This window comes from Paenibacillus radicis (ex Gao et al. 2016) (assembly GCF_014641555.1).
GTDB lineage: Bacteria > Bacillota > Bacilli > Paenibacillales > Paenibacillaceae > Pristimantibacillus > Pristimantibacillus radicis.
The window spans coordinates 6,754-24,376 of the sequence record NZ_BMHY01000024.1 but is presented as its reverse complement, the minus strand read 5'-3'; the positions used below and the strand labels follow the sequence as shown (position 1 = coordinate 24,376).

33 protein-coding genes and 1 pseudogene are annotated in these 17,623 nt (G+C 48.1%); all 34 read left to right on the top strand.

The features are described from left to right. The first annotated feature begins 13 nt into the window (after positions 1 to 13). Positions 14 to 637, top strand: a complete 624-nt coding sequence (rplD, locus tag IEX98_RS28395; RefSeq protein ID WP_042171443.1) for a 50S ribosomal protein L4 — start codon at positions 14 to 16, stop codon at positions 635 to 637. Further along, positions 637 to 930 carry a 50S ribosomal protein L23 gene (gene rplW / locus IEX98_RS28390; protein ID WP_042171441.1) on the top strand — a complete coding sequence of 98 codons (294 nt, stop codon included), beginning with the start codon at positions 637 to 639 and terminating at the stop codon, positions 928 to 930. The genes rplD and rplW overlap by 1 nt, the downstream gene beginning before the upstream one ends. 17 nt (positions 931 to 947) lie before the next feature. Then, complete coding sequence (rplB, locus tag IEX98_RS28385) at positions 948 to 1,778, top strand: 50S ribosomal protein L2 (RefSeq protein WP_188893041.1); 831 nt, start codon at positions 948 to 950, stop codon at positions 1,776 to 1,778. Between the two features lie 45 nt (positions 1,779 to 1,823). After that, the gene (gene rpsS, locus IEX98_RS28380) at positions 1,824 to 2,102 is read left to right on the top strand and encodes a 30S ribosomal protein S19 (RefSeq protein WP_042171439.1); all 279 of its coding nucleotides are present in this window, start codon (positions 1,824 to 1,826) and stop codon (positions 2,100 to 2,102) included. A 42-nt stretch (positions 2,103 to 2,144) separates the two neighbouring features. Next, complete coding sequence (gene rplV, locus IEX98_RS28375) at positions 2,145 to 2,480, top strand: 50S ribosomal protein L22 (RefSeq protein WP_188893040.1); 336 nt, start codon at positions 2,145 to 2,147, stop codon at positions 2,478 to 2,480. Between the two features lie 13 nt (positions 2,481 to 2,493). Beyond that, the gene (gene rpsC / locus IEX98_RS28370) at positions 2,494 to 3,156 is read left to right on the top strand and encodes a 30S ribosomal protein S3 (protein ID WP_042171434.1); all 663 of its coding nucleotides are present in this window, start codon (positions 2,494 to 2,496) and stop codon (positions 3,154 to 3,156) included. 2 nt (positions 3,157 to 3,158) lie between these two features. Beyond that, a complete protein-coding gene (gene rplP / locus IEX98_RS28365) occupies positions 3,159 to 3,593 on the top strand; it encodes a 50S ribosomal protein L16 (protein ID WP_042171432.1) in 435 nt (144 codons plus the stop codon). After that, positions 3,583 to 3,786 (top strand): 50S ribosomal protein L29, encoded by a 204-nt coding sequence (gene rpmC / locus IEX98_RS28360; RefSeq protein WP_042171431.1) that lies wholly within the window; start codon positions 3,583 to 3,585, stop codon positions 3,784 to 3,786. Before rplP ends, rpmC begins: the two co-directional genes overlap by 11 nt. A 42-nt stretch (positions 3,787 to 3,828) precedes the next feature. Next, on the top strand, positions 3,829 to 4,092 hold the full coding sequence (rpsQ, locus tag IEX98_RS28355) for a 30S ribosomal protein S17 (RefSeq protein WP_188893039.1): 264 nt from the start codon (positions 3,829 to 3,831) through the stop codon (positions 4,090 to 4,092). A 46-nt stretch (positions 4,093 to 4,138) separates the two neighbouring features. After that, entirely contained in the window at positions 4,139 to 4,507 is a 369-nt protein-coding gene (gene rplN / locus IEX98_RS28350; protein ID WP_015847214.1) for a 50S ribosomal protein L14, read from the top strand. Between the two features lie 69 nt (positions 4,508 to 4,576). Then, positions 4,577 to 4,930 (top strand): 50S ribosomal protein L24, encoded by a 354-nt coding sequence (rplX, locus tag IEX98_RS28345; protein ID WP_229692437.1) that lies wholly within the window; start codon positions 4,577 to 4,579, stop codon positions 4,928 to 4,930. A gap of 31 nt (positions 4,931 to 4,961) precedes the next feature. Then, on the top strand, positions 4,962 to 5,504 hold the full coding sequence (gene rplE, locus IEX98_RS28340) for a 50S ribosomal protein L5 (protein ID WP_188893038.1): 543 nt from the start codon (positions 4,962 to 4,964) through the stop codon (positions 5,502 to 5,504). A gap of 26 nt (positions 5,505 to 5,530) precedes the next feature. Continuing rightward, complete coding sequence (locus tag IEX98_RS28335; RefSeq protein ID WP_013312154.1) at positions 5,531 to 5,716, top strand: type Z 30S ribosomal protein S14; 186 nt, start codon at positions 5,531 to 5,533, stop codon at positions 5,714 to 5,716. Between the two features lie 31 nt (positions 5,717 to 5,747). Continuing rightward, positions 5,748 to 6,146: a 30S ribosomal protein S8 gene (gene rpsH / locus IEX98_RS28330; protein WP_042171424.1), complete on the top strand. Its 399-nt coding sequence runs from the start codon at positions 5,748 to 5,750 to the stop codon at positions 6,144 to 6,146. A gap of 31 nt (positions 6,147 to 6,177) precedes the next feature. Then, positions 6,178 to 6,720, top strand: a complete 543-nt coding sequence (gene rplF, locus IEX98_RS28325; RefSeq protein ID WP_188893037.1) for a 50S ribosomal protein L6 — start codon at positions 6,178 to 6,180, stop codon at positions 6,718 to 6,720. A gap of 61 nt (positions 6,721 to 6,781) precedes the next feature. Continuing rightward, positions 6,782 to 7,150 carry a 50S ribosomal protein L18 gene (rplR, locus tag IEX98_RS28320; RefSeq protein ID WP_188893036.1) on the top strand — a complete coding sequence of 123 codons (369 nt, stop codon included), beginning with the start codon at positions 6,782 to 6,784 and terminating at the stop codon, positions 7,148 to 7,150. Positions 7,151 to 7,179: 29 nt separating this feature from the next. Next, positions 7,180 to 7,680, top strand: coding sequence for a 30S ribosomal protein S5 (gene rpsE / locus IEX98_RS28315; protein ID WP_188893035.1), 501 nt, complete (start codon positions 7,180 to 7,182; stop codon positions 7,678 to 7,680). A gap of 13 nt (positions 7,681 to 7,693) precedes the next feature. Continuing rightward, entirely contained in the window at positions 7,694 to 7,873 is a 180-nt protein-coding gene (gene rpmD, locus IEX98_RS28310; protein ID WP_042171416.1) for a 50S ribosomal protein L30, read from the top strand. A gap of 41 nt (positions 7,874 to 7,914) precedes the next feature. Beyond that, entirely contained in the window at positions 7,915 to 8,355 is a 441-nt protein-coding gene (gene rplO / locus IEX98_RS28305) for a 50S ribosomal protein L15 (protein ID WP_042171414.1), read from the top strand. Further along, positions 8,356 to 9,657: a preprotein translocase subunit SecY gene (secY, locus tag IEX98_RS28300; RefSeq protein WP_188893034.1), complete on the top strand. Its 1,302-nt coding sequence runs from the start codon at positions 8,356 to 8,358 to the stop codon at positions 9,655 to 9,657. Positions 9,658 to 9,747: 90 nt separating this feature from the next. Beyond that, a complete protein-coding gene (locus IEX98_RS28295; RefSeq protein ID WP_188893033.1) occupies positions 9,748 to 10,398 on the top strand; it encodes an adenylate kinase in 651 nt (216 codons plus the stop codon). Beyond that, positions 10,398 to 11,156: a type I methionyl aminopeptidase gene (gene map, locus IEX98_RS28290; RefSeq protein ID WP_188893032.1), complete on the top strand. Its 759-nt coding sequence runs from the start codon at positions 10,398 to 10,400 to the stop codon at positions 11,154 to 11,156. Before IEX98_RS28295 ends, map begins: the two co-directional genes overlap by 1 nt. A gap of 5 nt (positions 11,157 to 11,161) precedes the next feature. Continuing rightward, positions 11,162 to 11,443 carry a KOW domain-containing RNA-binding protein gene (locus tag IEX98_RS28285; protein ID WP_042171405.1) on the top strand — a complete coding sequence of 94 codons (282 nt, stop codon included), beginning with the start codon at positions 11,162 to 11,164 and terminating at the stop codon, positions 11,441 to 11,443. A gap of 2 nt (positions 11,444 to 11,445) precedes the next feature. Beyond that, entirely contained in the window at positions 11,446 to 11,661 is a 216-nt protein-coding gene (infA, locus tag IEX98_RS28280) for a translation initiation factor IF-1 (protein ID WP_015847200.1), read from the top strand. Between the two features lie 43 nt (positions 11,662 to 11,704). Next, positions 11,705 to 11,818, top strand: coding sequence for a 50S ribosomal protein L36 (gene rpmJ, locus IEX98_RS28275; RefSeq protein ID WP_003333770.1), 114 nt, complete (start codon positions 11,705 to 11,707; stop codon positions 11,816 to 11,818). A gap of 17 nt (positions 11,819 to 11,835) precedes the next feature. Beyond that, the gene (gene rpsM, locus IEX98_RS28270) at positions 11,836 to 12,204 is read left to right on the top strand and encodes a 30S ribosomal protein S13 (protein WP_188893031.1); all 369 of its coding nucleotides are present in this window, start codon (positions 11,836 to 11,838) and stop codon (positions 12,202 to 12,204) included. 20 nt (positions 12,205 to 12,224) lie between these two features. Next, positions 12,225 to 12,620, top strand: coding sequence for a 30S ribosomal protein S11 (gene rpsK, locus IEX98_RS28265; RefSeq protein ID WP_042171398.1), 396 nt, complete (start codon positions 12,225 to 12,227; stop codon positions 12,618 to 12,620). A 125-nt stretch (positions 12,621 to 12,745) separates the two neighbouring features. Further along, the gene (locus IEX98_RS28260) at positions 12,746 to 13,690 is read left to right on the top strand and encodes a DNA-directed RNA polymerase subunit alpha (protein WP_042171396.1); all 945 of its coding nucleotides are present in this window, start codon (positions 12,746 to 12,748) and stop codon (positions 13,688 to 13,690) included. Between the two features lie 45 nt (positions 13,691 to 13,735). Continuing rightward, the gene (rplQ, locus tag IEX98_RS28255; RefSeq protein ID WP_042171395.1) at positions 13,736 to 14,101 is read left to right on the top strand and encodes a 50S ribosomal protein L17; all 366 of its coding nucleotides are present in this window, start codon (positions 13,736 to 13,738) and stop codon (positions 14,099 to 14,101) included. A gap of 433 nt (positions 14,102 to 14,534) precedes the next feature. Then, positions 14,535 to 15,281, top strand: coding sequence for a tRNA pseudouridine(38-40) synthase TruA (truA, locus tag IEX98_RS28250; protein ID WP_188893030.1), 747 nt, complete (start codon positions 14,535 to 14,537; stop codon positions 15,279 to 15,281). Positions 15,282 to 15,475: 194 nt separating this feature from the next. Continuing rightward, a complete protein-coding gene (gene rplM, locus IEX98_RS28245) occupies positions 15,476 to 15,913 on the top strand; it encodes a 50S ribosomal protein L13 (RefSeq protein WP_042171388.1) in 438 nt (145 codons plus the stop codon). A gap of 18 nt (positions 15,914 to 15,931) precedes the next feature. Beyond that, complete coding sequence (gene rpsI, locus IEX98_RS28240; protein ID WP_042171387.1) at positions 15,932 to 16,324, top strand: 30S ribosomal protein S9; 393 nt, start codon at positions 15,932 to 15,934, stop codon at positions 16,322 to 16,324. A 270-nt stretch (positions 16,325 to 16,594) separates the two neighbouring features. After that, complete coding sequence (locus IEX98_RS28235; protein ID WP_188893029.1) at positions 16,595 to 17,290, top strand: phosphoadenylyl-sulfate reductase; 696 nt, start codon at positions 16,595 to 16,597, stop codon at positions 17,288 to 17,290. Positions 17,291 to 17,337: 47 nt separating this feature from the next. Further along, positions 17,338 to 17,623: pseudogene (sat, locus tag IEX98_RS29325) on the top strand (sulfate adenylyltransferase); the annotation flags it as partial.

Here is a 17,623-nt window from a genome sequence, read left to right as displayed (position 1 = left end):
GGAGGAACAAGAAATGCCTAAAGTAACAGTATACAACGTGAGTGGCGCACAAGTTGGCGAAGTTGAGCTTTCCGATAGCGTATTCGGAATTCAACCTAACGCACACGTGCTGCATAGCGCTGTTGTCCTTCAGCAAGCTGCTGAGCGCGCTGGGACGCACAAAACTAAAGGACGCTCCGAAGTACGCGGCGGCGGTCGTAAGCCTTGGAAACAAAAAGGTACGGGCCGTGCACGTCAAGGCAGCATTCGCTCCCCGCAATGGGTTGGCGGCGGTACGGTTTTCGGACCAACTCCACGCTCTTACGGGTTCAAGCTTCCTAAGAAGGTTCGCCGTCTGGCGATTAAATCCGCATTGTCTTCCAAAGTGATCGCGAACGAAATTATCGTTCTGGATCAATTGGCACTCGCGGCACCTAAAACGAAGGAATTCGCAGCAATTCTTAACAACCTGAAAGCTGACCGCAAAGCACTTGTTGTTTTGCCTAGCTATGATGATAACGTAGCATTGTCTGCACGTAACATCCCAGGCGTGAAATTCGTCGCTGCTGACGGCATTAATGTTCTGGATGTCTTGGTACATGACAAGCTCATCATCACGAAAGAAGCGGTAGAGAAAGTACAGGAGGTGTTTGCGTAATGAAAAATCCTCGCGATATTATCAAACGCCCTGTTATTACGGAGCGCACGAGCGATTACATGGCTGTCAAACGTTATGTGTTTGAAGTCGATCTTCGTGCTAACAAAACCGAAATTAAAGATGCTATTGAGCAAATCTTTAAAGTGAAAGTGACTGGCGTTAACACAATGCGCGTTGCAGGCAAGCCTAAACGCTATGGTAAACACAGTGGCTATAGACCTGACTGGAAAAAAGCAATCGTTCAACTGAGCGATGACAGCAAAGAACTTGAGTTCTTTGAAACGTCTGTATAGAAAAGGAGGGAATACAAGTGCCAATCAAAAAGTATAAACCGACTTCCCCGGCCCGTCGCGGCATGTCCGTCTCGACTTTTGAAGAGATCACAACAAGCACACCGGAGAAATCGTTGCTTGCTCCGCTTTTCAAAAAAGCTGGCCGCAACAACCAAGGTAAAATTACGGTTCGTCACCACGGCGGCGGACACAAACGTAAATACCGGATCATCGATTTCAAACGTAACAAAGACGGTATCATCGGCAACGTGGCTTCGATCGAATACGATCCAAACCGTACATCGAATATCGCTTTGATTCACTATGTTGACGGTGAGAAAGCTTACATCATCGCACCAAAAGGTCTGAAAGTTGGCGATAAGGTCGTTTCCGGTCCTACTTCAGATATCAAAATTGGTAACGCGTTGCCGCTTGTGAATATTCCTGTCGGTACAGTTATCCACAACATCGAGCTGAAACCAGGTAAAGGCGGCCAATTGGTTCGCGCAGCTGGTACAGATGCTCAACTTCTTGGTAAAGAAGGCGACTATGTTTCCGTTCGTCTGACTTCCGGTGAAGTACGTCGTATTCTGAACACTTGCCGTGCAACAATCGGTTCTGTTGGCAACGAAGATCACGAACTCGTGAAAATCGGTAAAGCTGGTCGTTCCCGTTGGATGGGCAAACGTCCTGAAGTCCGCGGCGTAGTAATGAACCCGAACGATCACCCACACGGTGGTGGTGAAGGCCGTGCTCCAATCGGTCGTAAATCCCCGATGTCTCCTTGGGGCAAACCGACGCTTGGTTACAAAACGCGTAAGAAGAAAAAAGCATCGAGCCAATATATTATTCGTCGTCGTACGAAGTAATAACCGCTTGATACAAGCTACGTTTCCGCGAAGGGAGGACTCCGAATGGGTCGCAGTTTGAAAAAAGGACCGTTTATTGACGGCCACCTGCTCAAAAAGGTCGAGGAACTGAACGAAAGCAACAAAAAAGTCGTGATTAAAACTTGGTCGCGTCGCTCGACAATTTTCCCGCAATTCATTGGACACACAATTGCGGTGTATGACGGCCGTAAACACGTGCCGGTTTATGTAACAGAAGACATGGTAGGACACAAGTTCGGTGAATTTGCACCAACTCGTACGTACAAAGGCCATGACGACGATAAGAAAACGGGCAGACGTTAATTTGCCCACTATTTTTTATGAATGTTGAGAGGAGGTTCATCCATGCCAGAAGCTAAAGCGCACGTAAATTTCGTACGTATTGCTCCTCGTAAAGCACAGCTAGTTGTCGATTTGATTCGCGGCAAAAAAGTAGGCGAAGCGATCGCTATTTTGCGTCACACGCCGAAATCTGCTTCCCCGATTGTTGAGAAGTTGCTGAACTCTGCTATTGCTAACGCTGAGCACAACTACCAATTGGATGTGAACAAACTGGTTGTCACGCAAGTATTCGTGAACCAAGGTCCGACAATGAAACGTTTCCGCCCACGTGCTATGGGACGTGCAAGTAAGATCAACAAAAGAACCAGCCACATCACTTTGGTGGTATCTGAAAAATAAGGAGGGATAACGTGTGGGTCAAAAGGTAAATCCGGTCGGTTTGCGTGTTGGGATTATCCGCGATTGGGAATCCAAATGGTACGCAGGCAAAGACTTCGGCGATCTTCTTCTTGAAGACGTGAAAATTCGTGAGTACCTCAAGAACAAACTGAAAGATGCGGCAGTATCCCACATCGAAATCGAGCGCGCGGCTAACCGCGTTAACGTGACGATTCAAACGGCTAAGCCGGGTATGGTTATCGGCAAAGGCGGTTCCGAAGTGGAAAACCTGCGCACGGAGCTTGGCAAGATCACTAAAGGCAAAAAAGTACACATTAACATTTCCGAAATTAAACAAGCAGATCTGGACGCTATTCTTGTAGCTGAAAGCATTGCGCAACAACTTGAGCGTCGCGTTTCATTCCGTCGTGCTTTGAAACAAGCGATTCAACGTTCGATGCGTGCAGGCGCTAAAGGGATCAAAACCGCAGTTAGCGGTCGTCTCGGCGGTGCTGAAATTGCTCGTTCGGAAGGCTACAGCGAAGGAACAGTTCCGCTTCATACGCTGCGTGCTGATATTGACTATGGCACAGCTGAAGCGCATACGACTTACGGCCGTATCGGCGTAAAAGTATGGATCTATCGCGGCGAAGTCCTTCCAGCTAAGAAGAAAGCTCCCCAGGAAGGAGGCAACTAATCATGTTGGTACCTAAACGTGTCAAACACCGCAAACAACAACGCGGTCACATGAAGGGTCGCGCTAAAGGCGGCACTGAAGTAGCTTTCGGCGAATACGGCCTTCAAGCACTTGAGCCTTCATGGATCACTAACCGTCAGATCGAAGCGGCTCGTATTGCTATGACTCGCTACATCAAACGTGGCGGTAAAGTATGGATTAAGATTTTCCCTGATAAACCGATCACTCAAAAACCTCTCGAGGTTCGTATGGGTAGCGGTAAAGGTAACGTTGAGAAGTGGGTTGCAGTCGTCAAACCTGGCAAAATCATGTTTGAGCTGGCTGGTGTCTCCGAAGAAATCGCTCGTGAAGCGATGCGCCTCGCGTCCCACAAACTCCCGATCAAAACGAAGTTCGTGAAACGCGAAGAAGTGGGTGGTGAAGCAAATGAAGGCTAGTGAATTTCGCAACCTTACCTCTGCTGAGATAGAAGTAAAAATCGCTGGTTTTAAAGAAGAGCTCTTCAACCTTCGTTTCCAATTGGCTACCGGCCAACTGGAAAGCCCGACACGTATTCGTGACGTGCGTAAGAACATTGCTCGCGCTAAAACCATTTTGCATGAAAGAGAACTCGGTATAGCAGCTAACTAAGCTGACCTTGATTATACCAAGGTGTAAGGAAGGAGGAAGAACATGAGCGAACGCAATGCCCGCAAAGTTCAAGTCGGAAAAGTCGTAAGCGATAAAATGGATAAAACAATTGTGGTGGCTGTAGAAACCTACAAAAAACATAATTTGTACCATAAACGCATCAAGTACACGAAAAAGTTCAAGGCGCATGATGAGAACAATCAAGCGAAAATTGGCGACATCGTGAAAATCATGGAGACTCGTCCGCTTTCGAAAGACAAACGCTTCAGACTGATTGAAGTTGTTGAAGTGGCCGTTGTCCTTTAATGTGTGATGAAGTTATTGAGCATTTGCCCGGAAGGAGGACGTTAAAATGATTCAACCATTTACTCGTTTGCGAGTTGCTGATAACTCTGGTGCGAAAGAACTGATGTGTATTCGTGTTCTTGGCGGTACTGGACGCCGTGTCGGTGCAATCGGCGATCTGATCGTGTGCTCCGTCAAACAAGCAACACCAGGCGGCGTTGTCAAAAAAGGTGATGTAGTAAAAGCGGTTATCGTTCGTACGAAGCGTGCGGTTCGTCGTAAAGACGGTTCCTACATCGCATTCGACGAGAATGCAGCGGTTATCGTTAAAGAAGATAAGAGCCCTCGCGGCACTCGTATCTTTGGACCAGTTGCCCGTGAGCTTCGCGATAAAGATTTCATGAAAATCGTATCGCTTGCTCCAGAGGTTATCTAATCGACTGATCCCACAATCGTGTGGGTTCTATAAATGCCTGAAAGCTTAAGTGAGCAGGAGGTGTAATCAATGCCAAGACTGAAAAAAATTCTTGAATCGCACAACAACAAATTGCACGTCAAAAAAGACGACACGGTCATCGTCATTTCCGGTAAGGACAAAGGCAAAAAAGGCCGTGTAATCGCTGCGTATCCGCGTGAAAATCGCGTACTCGTAGAAGGCGTCAATATGGTGAAGAAGCATACTCGCCCTTCGCAGGTTAACCCGCAAGGCGGCATCATCGAGCAAGAAGCTCCGATTCACGTATCGAACGTAATGCACATTGATCCGAAGAGCGGTAAAGTAACTCGTATCGGATACAAAGTGCTGGAAAACGGCAAAAAAGTCCGGATCGCTAAACGCTCCGGCGAAGTGATCGACTAATCGTTAACCGTAGGAAAGGAGGTCCATGAAAATGGCTGCAAGAATGAAAGATCGTTTTCTTAATGACATTACGCCTGCTCTAATGCAGAAGTTCAACTATACGACTGTAATGCAAGTGCCGAAAATCGAGAAAGTCGTAATCAACATGGGTGTTGGCGAAGCAGTTGCTAACTCCAAAGTGCTTGATGTGGCTGTCGAAGAGCTTCGCATCATTTCCGGTCAAAAACCTGTTGTTACTCGCGCGAAGAAGTCCATTGCCGGCTTTAAACTTCGTGAGGACATGCCGATTGGGGTTAAAGTAACGCTGCGCGGTGAGCGCATGTACTACTTCCTTGACAAGCTGTTCAACATATCGCTCCCACGCGTTCGTGACTTCCGCGGTGTGTCGACGAAAGCATTCGACGGACGCGGTAACTATACGCTTGGCTTGAAAGAGCAATTGATCTTCCCAGAGATCGAGTACGATAAGGTCGATAAAGTTCGTGGTATGGACATCGTTATCGTCACTACGGCAAAAACGGACGAAGAATCTCGTGAACTGCTGACCCAATTGGGCATGCCGTTTGCGAAGTAATCCACTTTTAGGAGGTGTAATACCCAGTGGCAAAAACTTCGATGAAAGTGAAGCAACAACGTACACCGAAATTTAAAGTGCGTGCATATACGCGCTGTGAACGTTGTGGCCGTCCGCACTCTGTTTTGCAAAAGTTCAAAATTTGCCGGATTTGTTTCCGCGAGTTAGCATACAAAGGCCAGATTCCTGGCGTTAAAAAAGCAAGCTGGTAATAAGCCTAGTTCGGGAAGGAGGTTAACACAAATGGTTATGTCTGATCCGATTGCAGATATGCTGACGCGCATTCGCAACGCGAATGTTGTTCGTCACGAAACCGTGGAAATGCCCGCTTCGAAAGTTAAGAAGCAAATCGCTGAAATTCTGAAGCGCGAGGGCTTTATCCGCGATGCTGAATATATCGAAGACAACAAACAAGGGATTATCCGTATTTTCTTGAAATACGGCCCTAACCAAGAGCGCGTTATCACTGGTTTGAAACGTATTTCGAAACCAGGTCTGCGTGTTTATACAAAATCGACTGAAGTCCCTCGCGTTTTGGGCGGTCTGGGAATTGCTATTATTTCCACGTCCAAAGGGATCATCACTGATAAAGAAGCTCGTCAAAGCAAAGCTGGCGGCGAAGTCGTCTGCTACGTTTGGTAAGTAACAAGTCACAACGATTGGAGGTGTAACAATGTCCCGTATTGGTCGTAAACCGATCCAAGTGCCTAACGGCGTATCCATCAACTTGGACAACACATTCATTACCGTTAAAGGACCGAAAGGTACGCTTTCCCGCGAACTCCATAAAGACATGAAAATTAATGTTGCGGAGAGCGAGATCGTAGTAGAACGTCCTTCTGACAATAAATTGCATCGTTCCCTGCACGGAACAACTCGCAGCGTTATCGCTAACATGGTGAGCGGCGTTACCGAAGGGTTCTCGAAAAATTTGGAGCTCGTAGGCGTAGGTTACCGTGCAAGCAAAACTGGCGATAAGATCGTTCTTAACGTTGGTTACTCCCACCCTGTGGAGATCACTCCTGAGCAAGGAATTGAGTTTGAAGTGCCAGTGAACACGAAGATCACTGTTCGCGGTATCGACAAAGAGCGCGTAGGCGCTGTTGCTGCTCAAATCCGCTCCGTACGTGAGCCAGAGCCTTACAAAGGTAAAGGTATCAAGTATGAAGGTGAACGCATCATCCGCAAAGAAGGTAAAGCTGGTAAGAAGAAATAAGCAGTCTGAATGGGCTGCTTAAAATAGCGGTATAAGGCAGAATGAAAGGAGTGAACCTTGAATGATTACGAAAGGCGATAAAAACAAGGCTCGTCTGAAAAGACACTTGCGTGTTCGTAAAAAAATCACTGGAACGGTTGCTCGTCCACGTCTCTCGGTGTTTCGTTCTTCCAAACACATCTACGCTCAATTGATCGATGATGTGAATGGCGTAACTATAGCATCGGCATCCACGCTGGATAAAGAACTGGCTGAAGCGATCGGCAACGGAGGCAGCGTAGAGGCTGCTCGTAAAGTTGGCGAATTGGTAGCACAACGCGCAAAAGCGAAAGGTCATACTGCAATCGTATTTGACCGCGGTGGCTACTTGTATCATGGCAGAATTCAGGCGCTTGCTAACGCAGCTCGCGAAGCTGGTCTGGAATTCTAGTCGAATTTACTTAAAAGGAGGTAAACGACTTGCGTATAGATCCGAATACGTTGGGTGAACTGACTGAAAAAGTGGTTAATATCAACCGCGTAGCAAAAGTAGTAAAAGGCGGACGCCGTTTTAGCTTTAGCGCGCTCGTAGTTGTCGGCGACGGCCAAGGTCATGTCGGCGCAGGGATCGGTAAAGCAGGCGAAGTACCAGATGCGATTCGCAAAGGTATCGAAGATGCTAAGAAAAACCTGATCCATGTACCACTCGTAGGTACAACTATTCCTCACCTTGTGCTTGGACACTTCGGCGCTGGTGAAGTTCTTCTGAAACCAGCATCCAAAGGTACTGGTGTTATCGCCGGCGGTCCAGTTCGTGCAGTACTTGAACTGGCTGGTGTAGGCGATATTTTGACGAAATCCCTCGGTTCTTCGAACTCCATGAACATGGTAAACGCAACGCTTGAAGGTCTTTCCCGTCTGAAACGTGCGGAAGACGTAGCGAAGCTTCGCGGTAAAACTGTCGAAGAGCTGTTAGGTTAAGGAGGGAAATAAGATGGCAAAATTGCAAATCACCCTCGTTCGCAGTTTGATCGGCCGCAACGAGAAACAACGCGCAACCGTCGAATCGTTCGGTCTTCGCAAGATTCGTCAATCGGTTGTACTGAATGACAGCCCAGCCGTTCGCGGTATGGTTAGCTCGGTTAGCCATTTGATCAAAGTCGAAGAAGTGTAGCAATAGATGCAAGCAGAAATCTATAAGGAGGTGCAAGAACGATGAAATTGCATGAACTCGCACCAGCACCAGGCTCTAAGCAAGTTAACAAACGCAAAGGCCGCGGTATTGGCTCCGGTAACGGCAAAACAGCAGGCAGAGGCCACAAAGGTCAAAACGCTCGTTCCGGCGGCGGTGTACGCCCTGGTTTCGAGGGTGGTCAAAACCCATTGTACCGTCGTCTTCCGAAACGTGGTTTCAACAACCGTTTCCGCAAAGAATATGCCGTAGTCAACATTGAAGAATTGAACAGCTTTGCAGCAGGTACCGAAGTTACTCCACAAGTTCTTCTTGAGCAGGGGATTGTTAAAAATCCACTCGCCGGTATTAAGATTTTGGGTAATGGCGAAATCCAGGTTCAACTGACTGTAAAAGCAAGTAAATTCTCTCAATCTGCGGTAGAGAAGATCCAGGCTGCCGGCGGTAAAACCGAGGTGATCTAATTGTTCAAAACCGTGTCCAACATTTGGAAAGTGGAGGATTTGCGCAAGCGGATCCTGTTCACCCTTTTCATTCTGCTCGTATATCGCATCGGTGCTTTCATTCCGGTGCCAGGTGTTGACAAAAACGTATTCAAACAAGTAGACGCTGCTGGCGCAGATATGTTTGGTTTGCTGAACACTTTTTCCGGCGGTGCGCTATTCCAGTTTTCCATCTTTGCTATCGGCATAACGCCTTATATCACAGCGTCGATTATCGTTCAGCTGTTATCGATGGATGTTATTCCGAAGTTTGCGGAATGGGCGAAGGAAGGCGAGAACGGAAAGAAGAAGCTCGCACAAATTACGCGTTACGGCACGGTTATTCTTGGTTTGGTACAAGGTTTTGCAACAGCTGTTGGCTTCAACCGTCAATATAACAGCCAAATGATCCCGGGTGCTACATTCGTAGATTACCTGCTCATCGCGCTCATATTGACAGCGGGTGTGTCCTTCCTGATGTGGCTCGGCGAACAGATTACGGAACGTGGTATCGGCAACGGTATTTCGATCCTGATCTTTGCGGCGATTGCAGCAGGTATTCCAGGACATATTCGTACGATCTACCAAGATCAATTCATTAACGCAGACGGCCAATTGTTCTTGAACATTGGCAAGATGGTTCTGATCCTTATCGTGATCATCGCAATCATCGTAGGCGTTATCTTCGTTCAGCAAGGCATTCGTAAAATTCCGGTTCAATACGCTAAGCGCGTAGTTGGTCGGAAAATGTACGGTGGACAGTCGACGCACATTCCGATGAAAGTGAACGGCGCTGGCGTTATTCCGGTCATTTTCGCGGTATCGCTCCTTATGTTCCCGGTCACGATTGCCCAATTCTTTACGGGGAACTCGGTAGCGAACTGGATTATTAATAATATGATGTACGACGCGCCGCTTGGCATGGTGTTGTACGTATTGTTAATCATCGGTTTCACCTTTTTCTATACCTTCGTTCAAATTAATCCGGTACAAATGGCGGATCAAATGAAGAAGAACGGCGGTTATATCCCAGGCATTCGTCCGGGTAAACCAACTTCCTCTTATCTGACTCGCGTAATGTCACGGATTACACTGACCGGTGCGATTTTCCTAGCGGTTATTTCGATTCTTCCGGTGCTCTTCGGAACACTTGCTGGATTGCCGCGTACGGTGCAGCTCGGCGGCACCTCGCTTCTGATTGTTATCGGCGTTGCGCTTGACACGATGAAGCAAATCGAGAGCCAGTTGATCAAACGCCATTACAAAGGGTTTATCAATAAATAACAATAGGTTCTGATCGGGATTCCGTGTTCGTCGCATGCGATGTTGCGGAACCCGCATGAGCCTATTGTGCTTAAAGCGAGGAAGACGTCAATGAACATCTTATTCATGGGCCCTCCGGGAGCCGGCAAGGGAACGCAAGCTGAGCGTATCGTAGAAGAGTTTGGCATTCCGCATATCTCTACTGGCGATGCATTCCGCCTTGCGATGAAACAAGGGACTCCGCTAGGTCTCAAAGCGAAAGAGTATGTCGATCAAGGGCTGCTCGTTCCCGATGAGATTACGAACGGGATTGTAAAAGAACGTCTCGCACTGGACGATTGCAACAAAGGGTTTTTGCTTGACGGCTTTCCACGCACCTTGCAGCAGGCCGAAGCGCTTGATGTAATGCTCGCGGAATTGAACCGGGGCATCGACCACGTTATTAATTTAAAAGTTGACCGCGGCTTTCTGCTCGCTCGTTTGACGGGAAGACGCATCTGCAAAGCATGCGGCTCGACCTACCATGTGATTTTCAATCCGCCGAAGCAAGAAGGCGTCTGCGACAAATGCGGCGGCGAATTGTATCAACGGTCGGACGATACGGAAGAGAAAGTCGGCACGCGGCTTGACGAATATATTTCCAAAACCGCTCCGCTTCTTGACTATTACAGCGGTAAAAGTCTTCTTCGCGAAGTCGACGGTGAGAAAGAAATCGATGCGGTTACGACCGACATCGTGACTCTCTTACGAGGTTCATTGTAATGATCATTTGCAAATCCGATTCGGAGCTGCAAGTGATGAGGGAAGCCGGCCGCATTGTAGCGGAGACGCATCAGTTAATGAAAGAGGCGGTAAAGCCTGGGGTTACGACACTGGAGCTAGACCAAATCGCTGAAGCGTATATTCGCAGCAAAGGCGCCGTTCCATCCTTTAAAGGTTACAATGGTTTTCCTTCCAGCATTTGCGCTTCTGTGAATGACGAGCTGGTGCACGGCTTTCCGGGAACCCGAACGTTGAACGAAGGCGATATTATAAGCATAGACATCGGCGCGCAGTACAATGGCTTTCATGGCGATTCCGCTTGGACCTACAAGGTTGGAGAGGTATCGGATGAAGTTGCCAAGCTGCTCGAGGTGACGGAGCAGTCGCTCTATGCGGCGCTTGCAATTATCCGTCCGGATGTTCGATTGTTTACCGTATCGCATGCGGTGCAACAGGTGGTCGAAGCGGCCGGCTTCTCGGTCGTACGCGAATTTGTCGGACACGGGATCGGCAGGGACCTCCATGAGGAACCGCAGATACCGAATTACGGCTTACCGGATCGCGGCCCGAAGCTAAAGCCGGGAATGGTGCTTTGCATCGAACCTATGGTCAACATCGGCGAACGATATGTACGCACGCTTGAAGACAATTGGACGGTCGTAACGGAAGACGGTTCATGGTGCGCTCATTACGAGCATACTGTAGCCGTAACGGAGGACGGTTTTGAAATTTTGACGATGCTGCCGAAATCGGGGTAATCCATATGGAGAAACAGCCGCAGGTCGGACAAATCGTTAAGGTGCTTCGGGGAAAAGATGAGAACAGCTATGCGATCATCCTGACTGTTGTAGACGAGCGATTCGTTATGATCGTCGACGGTGATAAGCGGCGATTCGATCAGCCGAAGAAGAAGAACGTTCTGCATCTCGAGTTGCAACCCGTTATAAGCAGCGAAGTAACAGACAGCTTGCTTGAATCGGGCAGAGTGACCAATGCCAAGTTACGTTATGTGATTCAGAAGTACGCACATGCGAAAGGAGAATGACGGTGGCAAAGGAAGACGTCATTGAGGTCGAGGGTACGGTAATTGAACCGCTGCCGAATGCCATGTTCAAGGTGGAGCTGGAGAACGGTCATCAAATTCTCGCACATGTTTCCGGCAAGCTCAGAATGCATTTTATTCGAATTCTGACTGGGGACAAAGTGGTTATACAGTTATCGCCTTATGATTTATCCAGAGGGCGCATCACCTATCGGAAGTAGACCGGCAGCGGTATGCTTGCGAAGGATTCGGGAGGTAATCACAATGAAGGTTAGACCTTCGGTAAAGCCGATCTGCGAAAAATGCAAAGTCATTCGTCGCAAAGGCAACGTTATGGTGATTTGTGAAAATCCGAAACACAAACAAAAACAAGGATAAAGGAGGGACTAAGGCTTATGGCACGTATAGCTGGTGTAGACTTGCCGCGTGACAAGCGCGTCGAAATCGCCCTGACATACATTTTCGGTATTGGCAAAACAACTTCGCAAAAACTTATCAGCACTTCTGGCGTCAACCCTGACACTCGCGTTCGGGATCTGACTGAAGATGAACTGGCAAAATTGCGCGAAGCAATTGACAAATCCGTTAAAGTAGAAGGCGACCTGCGTCGTGAAATTTCGCTTAACATTAAACGCCTGATCGAGATCGGTTGCTACCGTGGTGTTCGTCACCGTCGCGGCTTGCCTGTTCGCGGTCAACGCACGAAAACGAATGCGCGTACGCGTAAAGGTCCTCGTCGGACTGTAGCTAACAAGAAGAAATAATAAAGGGGTGAAATAGGACAATGGCAAAACCTAAAAAAGTCGTTCGTACAAAACGTCGTGACCGTAAAAATATTGAATCTGGCGTAGCGCACATCCGCTCGACATTCAATAACACGATCGTAACGATCACTGACCCGCACGGCAACGCAATTTCGTGGGCAAGCTCCGGTAACATGGGCTTTAAGGGTTCCCGTAAAAGCACGCCGTTTGCAGCGCAAATGGCAGCGGAATCCGCGGCTAAAGCAGCTATGGAGCATGGCATGAAAGCTGTAGAGGTAATGGTTAAAGGTCCTGGCGCAGGCCGCGAAGCAGCAATTCGTTCGCTTCAAGCAGCTGGCCTCGAAGTTAACCTGATTAAAGACGTAACGCCAGTTCCTCACAACGGATGCCGTCCGCCGAAACGTCGTCGCGTATAGTTGATCCACTGTGGTATCAAATAACTGCAACTTGTGAATAATGGTTGTGAAGGTTTGGCATACTACGAGATTTGACTAAAGAAACGGTATGGTAACGGAGCGACGTTTGAAGGAGGGTACTATTAGTGATTGAGATCGAAAAGCCGAAAATCGAGACCGTAGATTTGAGCGATGATGGAGCATACGGACGTTTCATCGTTGAGCCGCTGGAGCGCGGATACGGGACGACGCTGGGAAATTCGCTTCGCCGAATTTTACTGTCGTCGCTGCCGGGCGCAGCTGTGACATCCGTTCAAATCGACGGAGTGCTTCACGAGTTCTCTACGGTTCCAGGAGTGATTGAGGACGTTACAGAAATCATTCTGAACCTGAAAGGCCTCTCGTTGAAAATCCACTCTGATGAAGAAAAGGTGTTGGAAATCGACGCTGAAGGCGATGGGATCGTTACGGCTGGCGACATTCGAGCTGATAGCGATGTCGAGATTTTGAACCCTGATCTTCACATCGCGACCTTGGCCTCCGGTGCGCGCCTCCATATGCGAATTTTCGCTAATCGGGGACGCGGATACGTGCAAGCGGACCGCAACAAAAGGGACGATCAACCGATTGGGGTTATTCCCGTTGATTCGATTTACACGCCAATTACGCGTGTAAATTACAGCGTTGAGAATACTCGCGTTGGTCAAGTAACCAACTACGACAAATTAACACTTGAAGTATGGACCGATGGCAGTATTCGACCGGAAGAGGCCGTGAGCCTCGGCGCAAAAATTCTGACGGAACATTTGGATCTCTTCGTTGGTTTGACTGACGAAGCCAAAGACGCAGAAATTATGGTCGAGAAGGAAGAAGACAAAAAAGAGAAAGTTCTAGAGATGACTATCGAGGAACTGGATCTTTCCGTACGTTCTTACAACTGCTTGAAACGCGCTGGCATCAACACCGTTCAAGAGCTGATTACGAAATCCGAAGAGGACATGATGAAGGTTCGCAACTTGGGCCGCAAGTCGCTTGAGGAAGTTCAAGAGAAGCTGGAAGAGCTGGGTCTGGGCCTTCGCATGGAAGAGTAGCAAGAACATCTAGTACAGACTTTAGGCAAGGGAGGGGAAATCAAGATGGCATATCAAAAATTGGGCCGTGACGCTAGTGCGCGGAAAGCTTTGTTCCGTGACCTCGTTACTGACCTGTTCCTTTATGAGCGTATTCAAACTACGGAAGCGAAAGCGAAAGAAGTTCGTTCGATCGCTGAAAAGCTGATCACGAAAGCAAAGAAAGGTGACTTGCACGCTCGTCGCCAAGTAGCTGCTTTTGTTCGTCGTGAGACTATTGATGGAGAGCAAGACGCAATCCAAAAATTATTCTCCGAGCTGGCCACCCGTTACTCGGAACGTGCGGGCGGATACACGCGGATTCTGAAACTGGGACCCCGCCGTGGCGACTCTGCGCCAATGGTGTATTTGGAACTGGTTGACCGCGCGTAACACATGCACATTTAGCTGAAGCCGCCTTAGGGCGGTACAGCTGTTTGGGCTGTGGTAGATAAAGGGTGGACCCTTGCGGCCACCTTTTTTTATTGCCCTTCGCCGGTGCGTGTGAAGCTGCGTGAAAGCATTGAATGGGTGTATGGCAATACGTGAAGATTTTTAAAATATAGCAATTCGGTATTGCATGAAAGGTTTGACTTACGATCGCCATTGCTCGCGGATTTCTTGGAATTCACCGTTACAACGGTAGAAATCCACTCACAAAAGCGAACGCTGGGCTTCTACAGCCCAAACCTTTCATTCCATACCTAAGCTTATTTTAAACTCTACAACATGCCATACCCTTCAAGGTTTTCACTGCGCTTCGCTGCCCGGCGGGGGAATAAAGAAAGAAGTGGAGCAAGGGTCTTGTGGGGGAAGAGGTGTCGAGATGAGGAATTTATGCGCGACGGTAAGTTATGAAGGGACGGAGTTCAACGGCTTTCAATCGCAGCCGTACGGTCGTACCGTACAGCAGGAGATTGAAAAGGCGATTCAGGTGCTGACAGGAGAAGATATTCTCATTCTCGGTTCGGGAAGAACGGATGCCGGTGTACATGCGCAAGGACAGGTGTTCAACTTTTTAACGGAGTCTACGATTCCTGCAGAACGTTGGGCTATTGCGCTGAATACGAGGCTTCCTAAGGATATTGTCATCCTGGAAGTGCATGAAGTATCGCTGTCCTTTCATTCCAGGCGCTCTGCCAAACGGAAGACGTATCGGTATACGATCGATATGGGGAAGTTTCCGAATGTGTTTGAACGCCGCTACGCGTTTCATCATCCGATGCGCCTTCAAGTGGAAGCGATGCAAGAAGGGTTGAAGCACTTGATTGGAGAGCATGACTTTACGTCATTCACATCCATTCATTCGACGAAACCGCATCATATAAGGATCGTCTATGACGCGTATTTCGAGAAGCAGGGCTCGATGCTCCATATGTACATTACCGGCAACGGTTTTCTGTACAATATGGTTCGGGTCATCATGGGTACTTTGCTTCAAGTCGGCCAAGGAAAGCGGCAGCCTGCAGACATGAAACGCATCTTAGAAGGGCGAAGCAGAGCTTTGGCGGGTCCAACTGCAATGTCCCATGGTCTCATGCTTATGAACGTGGAATACCCAGCTGAAGCTTGAAGAAAAATCGCGTAAAACTGCTTGCTTTAGGCTACTTTGTATAGTAGAATATAACTTGTGCTTTCTTAGTGGCTATCCCACAGCCCCGACTGAGAATTCACAAACTTGGCGAGCAACATTAGATTAATAACAAACGTGAAACGTTGTTTATAAAAATTAAAACTTTACTGTAAACGAATCAAGGAGGATCATCCATGCGTACCACCTATATGGCTAAGCCAAATGAAGTTGAGCGTAAATGGTACATCATCGATGCGGAAGGCAAAACGCTCGGTCGTCTTGCTTCTGAAGCTGCCAGCCTGATCCGCGGCAAGCACAAACCGCAATTTACGCCTCACGTTGACACAGGCGACTTCGTAGTCGTAGTTAACGCTGACAAAATTGTTTTGACTGGTAAGAAAATGCAAAACAAAAACTACTACCGTCATTCCGGATACTCAGGCGGCCTTAAAGTAACGCCTGCTCACGAAATGATCGCTAAAAAAGCTGACCGCGTAATCGAACTGGCTGTTCACGGCATGTTGCCAAAAACACGTCAAGGTAACGCAATGAAGCTTAGACTTAAAGCATACGCTGGTTCGGAGCATCCGCATCAAGCACAAAATCCAGAAGTTTACGAACTTCGCGGCTAATAAGGGGAGGACAGTTTCATGGCTCAAGTGCAATACTATGGAACGGGTCGTCGTAAACACTCTGTCGCACGTGTACGTCTTGTGCCGGGTGAAGGACGAATCATTGTTAATAAACGCGATCTGAACGAATATTTTGGTCTGGAAACGCTGAAGCTTATCGTTAAGCAACCGCTCGTACTGACTGACACGCTTGCAAAATACGACGTGCTCGTAATTGCAAACGGTGGCGGTATGTCCGGTCAAGCAGGCGCTATCCGTCATGGCATTTCCCGCGCACTTCTGAAAGTTGACGCTGAACTGCGTCCAGCTCTGAAACGTGCAGGATTCCTGACTCGTGACCCACGTATGAAAGAACGTAAAAAATACGGTCTTAAAGCGGCTCGTCGCGCGCCACAATTCTCGAAACGTTAATTCCTTGTTCAAAGGAAAATCAAACCTCTGGCCTTATGGGCCAGAGGTTTTTTTGTTGTATAAGGTGATTGATGATATTAATGCTGACGCCATCTGGATCCCGGATAGGCGTTTTTTGTATGCTAAGGAGAGCGATTATTACGAACGCGATCCCTTTACAGGTACTTTATTTCATTTTGAACAAAACTTCTTGAACATTTACTCAGGAGCAAGTATAATTTAATTAATAACATACGAATTTACTAGGATTTAAACCATGGAGGGGCCAATATGAACTTATTCGAAAAAGAAGCATTAGTGCAGCAAAAAGCGGTAGAGCTTGAAAATGCGACTGCGGAAGAAATTTTGGCGTATGCAGTAGAAGCATTCCCTAACATTACCTTTGCGTGCAGCTTTGGCGCAGAAGACGTTGTTCTCGTCGACATGCTGCAAAAAATAAGCCCGACAACCGACATTTTCTATTTGGACACCGATTTCCACTTCAAAGAAACTTACGAGACGCGTGACCGTATGGTGGAGCGCTACCCAGGCATTCCGTTTGTTCGGGTGCAGCCGGAAATTACGCCGGAAGAGCAAGTGGAGCAATTTGGCCCAGAGCTGTGGAAAACCGATGCGAATCAATGCTGCAACATTCGGAAAGTTCAGCCCCTTACAAACATCCTGACGAAATATGATGCGTGGATTACAGGTATTCGCCGCGATCAGGCGCCGACCCGCGCCAACGCTAAGAAAGTAGAATATGATACAAAGTTTGGTCTCATTAAGTTCAACCCGATCGCAGGCTGGACTACGGAGGATGTATGGAACTACATCCGTGAGAATGACGTTATTTACAACCCGCTGCATGACAACTACTACCCGAGTATCGGCTGCGAGTATTGCACGCGTCAGGTTATGCCAGGCGAAGATCCTCGCGCAGGACGCTGGTCAGGTCAAGAAAAAACGGAATGCGGCTTGCATAAATAACCGTTGAAATCTTAATCATGATCTCAACTTAGGAGGCATTAACCGAAATGACTCAAATATCACCTCATGGCGGCGTACTCGTTAACCGTGTGGCTGAAGGTTCGCTGCGTGAACAGCTACTGAAAGAATCGGAAGGTCTGCAAAGCATCGTAATCAATACGTGGACAGTATTCGATCTGGATCTGATCGGTGTAGGCGCATTTTCGCCGCTTACTGGCTTTTTGAACGAAGCGGATTATCATTCGGTAGTGGATCGTATGCGTCTAGCTGACGGTACGGTATGGAGTATTCCGATTACGCTTGCTGTCGAGGAAGCGAAAGCTGCTCAATTGC

Coding starts and splice junctions, on each gene's coding strand:
- map (WP_188893032.1), top strand. CDS start 10,398: ATGATCATTTGCAAATCCGATTCGGAGCTGCAAGTGATGAGGGAAGCC.
- rplM (WP_042171388.1), top strand. CDS start 15,476: ATGCGTACCACCTATATGGCTAAGCCAAATGAAGTTGAGCGTAAATGG.
- rpmD (WP_042171416.1), top strand. CDS start 7,694: ATGGCAAAATTGCAAATCACCCTCGTTCGCAGTTTGATCGGCCGCAAC.
- rplQ (WP_042171395.1), top strand. CDS start 13,736: ATGGCATATCAAAAATTGGGCCGTGACGCTAGTGCGCGGAAAGCTTTG.
- rplF (WP_188893037.1), top strand. CDS start 6,178: ATGTCCCGTATTGGTCGTAAACCGATCCAAGTGCCTAACGGCGTATCC.
- rpsS (WP_042171439.1), top strand. CDS start 1,824: ATGGGTCGCAGTTTGAAAAAAGGACCGTTTATTGACGGCCACCTGCTC.
- IEX98_RS28235 (WP_188893029.1), top strand. CDS start 16,595: ATGAACTTATTCGAAAAAGAAGCATTAGTGCAGCAAAAAGCGGTAGAG.
- truA (WP_188893030.1), top strand. CDS start 14,535: ATGAGGAATTTATGCGCGACGGTAAGTTATGAAGGGACGGAGTTCAAC.
- rpmC (WP_042171431.1), top strand. CDS start 3,583: ATGAAGGCTAGTGAATTTCGCAACCTTACCTCTGCTGAGATAGAAGTA.
- rplE (WP_188893038.1), top strand. CDS start 4,962: ATGGCTGCAAGAATGAAAGATCGTTTTCTTAATGACATTACGCCTGCT.
- rplX (WP_229692437.1), top strand. CDS start 4,577: ATGCCAAGACTGAAAAAAATTCTTGAATCGCACAACAACAAATTGCAC.
- rplR (WP_188893036.1), top strand. CDS start 6,782: ATGATTACGAAAGGCGATAAAAACAAGGCTCGTCTGAAAAGACACTTG.
- rpmJ (WP_003333770.1), top strand. CDS start 11,705: ATGAAGGTTAGACCTTCGGTAAAGCCGATCTGCGAAAAATGCAAAGTC.
- rplV (WP_188893040.1), top strand. CDS start 2,145: ATGCCAGAAGCTAAAGCGCACGTAAATTTCGTACGTATTGCTCCTCGT.
- rplP (WP_042171432.1), top strand. CDS start 3,159: ATGTTGGTACCTAAACGTGTCAAACACCGCAAACAACAACGCGGTCAC.
- IEX98_RS28285 (WP_042171405.1), top strand. CDS start 11,162: ATGGAGAAACAGCCGCAGGTCGGACAAATCGTTAAGGTGCTTCGGGGA.
- rplW (WP_042171441.1), top strand. CDS start 637: ATGAAAAATCCTCGCGATATTATCAAACGCCCTGTTATTACGGAGCGC.
- IEX98_RS28295 (WP_188893033.1), top strand. CDS start 9,748: ATGAACATCTTATTCATGGGCCCTCCGGGAGCCGGCAAGGGAACGCAA.
- rpsM (WP_188893031.1), top strand. CDS start 11,836: ATGGCACGTATAGCTGGTGTAGACTTGCCGCGTGACAAGCGCGTCGAA.
- rplO (WP_042171414.1), top strand. CDS start 7,915: ATGAAATTGCATGAACTCGCACCAGCACCAGGCTCTAAGCAAGTTAAC.
- rpsH (WP_042171424.1), top strand. CDS start 5,748: ATGGTTATGTCTGATCCGATTGCAGATATGCTGACGCGCATTCGCAAC.
- rpsI (WP_042171387.1), top strand. CDS start 15,932: ATGGCTCAAGTGCAATACTATGGAACGGGTCGTCGTAAACACTCTGTC.
- rplN (WP_015847214.1), top strand. CDS start 4,139: ATGATTCAACCATTTACTCGTTTGCGAGTTGCTGATAACTCTGGTGCG.
- rpsK (WP_042171398.1), top strand. CDS start 12,225: ATGGCAAAACCTAAAAAAGTCGTTCGTACAAAACGTCGTGACCGTAAA.
- rplD (WP_042171443.1), top strand. CDS start 14: ATGCCTAAAGTAACAGTATACAACGTGAGTGGCGCACAAGTTGGCGAA.
- rpsQ (WP_188893039.1), top strand. CDS start 3,829: ATGAGCGAACGCAATGCCCGCAAAGTTCAAGTCGGAAAAGTCGTAAGC.